Annotated in this window: 4 protein-coding genes; all 4 read left to right on the forward strand. The window is 69.2% G+C overall.

Annotated elements, in window-relative coordinates:
• Positions 1 to 322, forward strand: a 322-nt coding sequence (locus D183_RS24875) for an NAD(P)(+) transhydrogenase (Re/Si-specific) subunit beta (protein ID WP_039727879.1), incomplete at its 5' end; no start/stop codon positions are given.
• Positions 323 to 387: 65 nt separating this feature from the next.
• Entirely contained in the window at positions 388 to 1,779 is a 1,392-nt protein-coding gene (locus D183_RS0114880) for an NAD-dependent succinate-semialdehyde dehydrogenase (protein WP_017909702.1), read from the forward strand.
• A gap of 197 nt (positions 1,780 to 1,976) precedes the next feature.
• Positions 1,977 to 3,113 (forward strand): lytic murein transglycosylase B, encoded by a 1,137-nt coding sequence (gene mltB, locus D183_RS0114885; protein ID WP_017909703.1) that lies wholly within the window; start codon positions 1,977 to 1,979, stop codon positions 3,111 to 3,113.
• Positions 3,110 to 3,878, forward strand: a 769-nt coding sequence (locus D183_RS0114890) for a septal ring lytic transglycosylase RlpA family protein (RefSeq protein WP_017909704.1), incomplete at its 3' end; no start/stop codon positions are given. The genes mltB and D183_RS0114890, both read left to right, overlap by 4 nt.

The following is a 3,878-nucleotide window of genomic DNA, read 5'->3' on the forward strand; positions in this document are numbered from 1 at the left end:
AGCAGGGGTGCCCTACGACCTGATCTACGACATGGAGGACATCAACGACAGCTTCGCCAGCACCGACGTGGCGCTGGTGATCGGCGCCAACGACGTGGTCAATCCGGCGGCGCGCGCCGACAAGGCCTCGCCGATCTACGGCATGCCGATCCTCAACGCCGACCAGGCGCATCAGGTCTACGTGATCAAGCGCGGCCAGGGCAAGGGCTACGCCGGCGTGGAGAACCTGCTGTTCTACGGCGACAACTGCGACATGGTCTACGGCGACGCCGCCGCGGTGCTCAACCGCATGGTGCAGGCGGTGAAGGAACTGGCCGCCTGACCCAACCGCTTCCCGCGCCGGCGCGAGGCGTCCGGCGCTTTCCGACCTTCCACGAGGACACCACCATGACCTATGCGACCCGCAATCCTTATACCGGCGAATTGCTCGCCAGCTTCCCGGAGGCCACCGATGCGCAGGTACTGGCCGCGATCGATGCCGCCGACGCCGCGTTCCAGCAATGGAAGCAGGCCCCGTTCGCCGAACGCGCCAGGGTGATGCATGCCGCGGCGCGGCTGCTGCGCGCCAACACCCGCGAGTACGCATGCCTGCTGACGCTGGAGATGGGCAAGCTGATCGGCGAGGCCGAAGCCGAGGTGCGACTGTCGGCGGACATCTTCGAGTACTACGCGGTCAACGCCGAGCGCTTGCTGGCGCCGGAGCATCTGCCGGTGGCCGATCCGGCCGAGGGCAGGGCGATGGTGGTGCACGAGCCGCTGGGCGTGCTGCTGGCGATCGAACCGTGGAATTTCCCGTACTACCAGATCGCGCGGATCATCGCGCCGCAACTGTCGGCCGGCAACACCGTGTTGCTCAAGCACGCCTCCAACGTGCCGCAGTGCGCGGCCAAGTTCCAAGCGCTGATGGCCGAAGCCGGGCTGCCGGCCGGGGCCTTCGCCAATCTCTACGCCACCCGCGGCCAGGTGGAGACCATCCTCAACGATCCGCGCGTGCACGGCGTGGCGCTCACCGGGTCGGAAGGTGCCGGCGCCATCGTCGCGGCCCAGGCGGCCAAGGCGCTGAAGAAGTCGACCATGGAACTGGGCGGTGCCGACGCCTTCGTGGTGCTGGACGATGCGCCGCTGGAGAAGACGGTGAAGTGGGCGGTGTTCGGCCGCCACTGGAACGGCGGGCAGGTCTGCGTGTCGTCCAAGCGCATGATCGTGGTGCAGGAGGTGTACGAGGAATTCCTGCAGCGCTACCGCGCCGGCGTGGCGGCGCTGCGGGCCGGCGATCCGATGGATCCGGCGACCACCCTGGCGCCGCTGTCTTCGCAGGGTGCCGCCGACGACCTGAAGCGGCAGATCGCCGAGGCGGTCAGGCATGGCGCCACCGCGACCGAGGTCGGGCCGCCGGTGCCGGTGCATGGCGCGTTCGTGCAGCCGACCTTCCTCACCGACGTCGCCCCGGACAACCCGGCCTACCACCAGGAATTCTTCGGCCCGGTGTCGATGCTGTTCCGCGCCCGGGACGAGGACGACGCGGTGCGCATCGCCAACGATTCGCCGTTCGGCCTGGGCGGCTCGGTGTTCACCGGCGACGATGCGCGCGGCGTGGCGGTGGCCAGGCGCATCTCCACCGGCATGGTGTTCGTCAACCACCCGACCATGGTCAAGGCCGACCTGCCGTTCGGCGGCGTGCGCCGTTCCGGCTACGGGCGCGAACTGATCGGGCTAGGTATCAAGGAATTCGTCAATCACAAGCTGATCGACGTGGTCGACATCGACGCGCCGTTCTGAGTGGGGCGCCATGCGTCAGGCCAGGCCGCCGGGGGCAACCCCGGCGGCTTTTTTGTGCCGTCGCCACGCCCGTGCCGGGGCGCGCACCCGGTGCATGCCGGCAGGTCATGCTGCGGGCGCACTTGACCTGGAGCAAAGTTCTTTTGTTTCATGGCGTTATTGGTAGAAATTCATCTTGAATCTGTTAGTCTGCCGGCATGATCCGACGCTCGCTGATTTGCCTGCTCACGCTTGGCCTGGTCGCATGCGCGACCCAGCCCAAGGCGCCTCCGTCGCCGCCGCAGGCCAGCGCACCGCCGCCTGCGCCGCGTCCGGCGCCGCCGGCCGAGGCCGCGCCGGAAGTGGTGCAGGCACCGCCGGTGGACCTGACCCCGGTCCCGTTCGAGGTCGCCCGCGCCAACTTCGTCCGCGACACCGCGGCCAAGTACGGCATGGATCCGGGGCAGATCGAGGCGACCCTGGCGCAGGCCCAGTTCAAGGATGCGATCGTCGCGGCGATGTCGCGCCCGGCCGAGCGGGTCAAGCCGTGGAGCGAATACCGGCCGATGTTCATCAGCCAGGCGCGGATCGACGGCGGCCGCGCGTTCCTGGCCACGCATCGCGACGAACTGCAGCGGGTGCAGGCGCGCACCGGCGTGCCGGCCGAGGTCATCGTCGCGATCATCGGCGTGGAAACCAGCTACGGCAAGAACGCCGGCTCCTACCGCGTGCTGGATGCGCTGTACACGCTGGCGTTCCGCTATCCGCGCAGCGGCGACCCGGTCAAGCTCGAGCGCGAGGTGCGCCGCGAACTGTTCTTCCGCGATGAGCTCGGCCAGCTGTTCGCGCTGGCGCGCGAGGAGAATTTGGACATCACCGGCCTGATCGGCAGCTACGCCGGCGCGATGGGCCTGGGCCAGTTCATGCCGTCCAGCTACCGCCAGTTCGCGGTCGATGGCGACGGCGACGGCAAGCGCAATCTGTTCACCGACTACGACGACGCGTTCTCGTCCATCGCCAACTACTTCGTCAAGAAGGGCGGCTGGGTGCGCGACGGCGTGGTCGCGGTGCCGGCGACGCTGCGCCCGGGCGCCGAGGAATTCAATCCGACCGACTGGACGCCGACCTACACCCTGGCCGACCTGGCCGCGCGCGGCTACATGCCGACCGCGCCGGTGCCGGCAGCCGCTGGCGGCGCCACGCCGATCACGCTCGACGGCAGCGCCGGCAAGCAGTACTGGCTCGGCTTCCAGAACTACTACGCGATCACCCGCTACAACAATTCCAAGATGTACGCGATGGCCGTCTACCAACTGTCTCAGGCCATCGCCGGCAAGGAGTTACCCCCGGCATGAACCCGAACGCGCTGCTCCGGATCGCTCCCGTCGTCGCTGTGCTGGCGCTGGCCGCCTGCAGCAGCGCCCCGAAGAAGACCGCCGGCGGCGCCGGGCCCGGCATCCGGGTCGAGGGCAAGGGGCCGGCGCACGTCGCCACCGGTTGTCCGTCGACCTCGCCCTACGCGCCGGCCAAGGAAGATCCGTCCAAGCGCGGCAACTACACCGCCGGCGGCCTGTACGCGCCCGGCGTGCGCGACAGCACCCCGGACTACGTGCCCAACGTCGCCTGCATTCCCGAGCCGCTGGTCACCGACGAGCCGCGCTCGGCGATCGGCAACCGCTCCCCGTACATGGTGCTGGGCCGCGAGTACGTGGTCATCGACGATCCGCACAGCTACGTCGAGCGCGGCACCGCCTCGTACTACGGCAGCAAGTTCCATGGTCGGCTGACCTCCAACCGCGAGGTCTACGACATGTACGCGTTCACCGCCGCGCACAAGACCCTGCCGCTGCCCAGCTTCGCCCTGGTCACCAACCTGGACAACGGCGAGTCGGTGGTGGTGCGGATCAACGACCGCGGTCCGTTCCACGACGACCGGCTGATCGACCTCAGCTACGCGGCGGCGGTCAAGCTCGGCATCACCGGCAAGGGCACCGGCCGCGTGGAAGTACGCGGACTCACTCCGGCCGACAACGGCGACCTGCTGGCGCGGCGCGGCACCGGCCGGCGCCCGGCGACGCTGCTGGCCAGCGCGTCCACCGCCACCGCCACACGCGATCCCA

The sequence above is a fragment of the Xanthomonas sp. SHU 199 genome (assembly GCF_000364665.1).
Classification (GTDB): domain Bacteria; phylum Pseudomonadota; class Gammaproteobacteria; order Xanthomonadales; family Xanthomonadaceae; genus Xanthomonas_A; species Xanthomonas_A sontii.